The 1,749-nt window shown below is 34.1% G+C and carries 1 protein-coding gene; it reads left to right on the top strand.

Going from position 1 to position 1,749, the window contains the following annotated elements; translation table 11 throughout:
- Positions 1–684 precede the first annotated feature (684 nt).
- The coding region (rlmN, locus tag AC1DSL_RS17865) for a dual-specificity RNA methyltransferase RlmN (RefSeq protein ID WP_477533268.1) at positions 685–1,749 on the top strand (1,065 nt) is incomplete at its 3' end.

Consider the following 1,749-nt stretch of genomic DNA (forward strand, 5'->3'; position numbering starts at 1 on the left):
TTTTCTTTCATTCAATGTTTTTTTGTTGTTTTTCATGGGTGTTCACCTCCTAGAGTCTAATGTGCTCTGTATAGAAGGTTTTATTCTTACAACTGCAAGGGAACTTTGATAAAACTTGTTCCCAAAATTAGCTAATTTTTACCTGAAAAGAAAATCTAAATTATATGACAGACGAGAAGAATTAATAAAATATAATATTTTTTCTTAGTCAATAGGTTTGTAATTGGGTTAAATGTACAGTTTGTGGGTATAAAGTGGTATGAGTAATGAATTTAGTAACTGTAGTTAAGCCTTCTTTTTAGTGGGAGGTGATTAAATGCGAAAAGTCAAAGGTGTCAAAAGTTTGATGGCTTATTTCGATACAACCCCATGAGGGAAGAAAAATTAATCGATCTTATAGCGCGAAAAGAAGTACTTCACATAAGTCCTATAAGCGTTATCCTTCTATTTGATCTAAATCATATCGACTGGTGGATTAAAGCGCATATAAAGTAAGCATTGACAAAACCCTACTTATTATTCGGTAGGGTTTTGTTCATAAAGTGGATAAAAGTCATTCGAGAATAAAGAATGTGTTTAAGTTCATAATGAAAGAAAGTATCATTGAAAATTCAATCAGTTGTTATGTTCGCTTGTTTCTAGTAGAATGAGTACTGATTTTGTTTTATGAAAAGAGGATATCAAATGAAAACATCTATTTTTGGATTGACATTGGAACAGCTGACAGCATGGCTTTTAGATAACGGACAAAAAAAATACCGAGCAGAGCAAATTTGGGATTGGTTATATATAAAGCGTATTACTGAGTTTTCACAAATGGCAAACATCAGTAAAGAATGTATTCATTTACTGGAAGAAAACTTCGTTCTTTATACACTAGAACAAAGCGTTAAGCAGGAATCTGCAGACGGTACTATTAAATTCCTGTTTAAAATGAAAGATGGAAATTTAATTGAAACTGTTCTGATGAGATTCAAGTATGGCTTATCAGTCTGTGTGACGACGCAAGTTGGATGTAACATCGGATGTAGTTTTTGTGCAAGTGGTTTACTGAAAAAGAGTCGTGATTTATCTTCAGGAGAAATTGTGGAGCAAATCATGAAAGTTCAGCAACATTTGGATACAGTGAAAAAAGACGAGAGAGTGAGCCATATTGTTGTAATGGGAATTGGCGAACCTTTTGATAACTATTCAAATTTGATGAGTTTCCTAAATGTAGTAAACTCACAAAAAGGACTTGCGATTGGGGCGCGTCATATCACCGTATCAACAAGTGGTATTGTTCCTAAAATTTATGACTATGCTGACGAAGGTTTGCAAGTTAACCTCGCAATTTCAATTCATGCACCGACAAATGAATTGCGTACACGAATCATGAAAATCAATAAAGCTTATCCAATTGAAAAATTAATGGATGCGATTGATTACTATTTAGAAAAAACAAACCGACGAATTACATTTGAATATATCCTGTTACGCGATGTAAACGATCATGTGGAAGAAGCGGTGAAACTAGCCAAATTGCTTGAAAACAAGCGTCACCTTTCATATGTCAATTTAATTCCTTATAACCCGGTTGATGAGCACGGACAATATCAACAAAGTACGCCAGAAGCAATCAGTGCGTTTTACGATGCACTGAAGAAAAAAGGAATTAACTGTGGAGTACGACATGAACAAGGTGCAGATATTGATGCTGCATGTGGTCAGTTAAGAAGTAAACAAATAAAAAAAGCTGATAAAGCGACA

Source organism: Paenisporosarcina sp. P4_D4 (assembly GCF_056401835.1).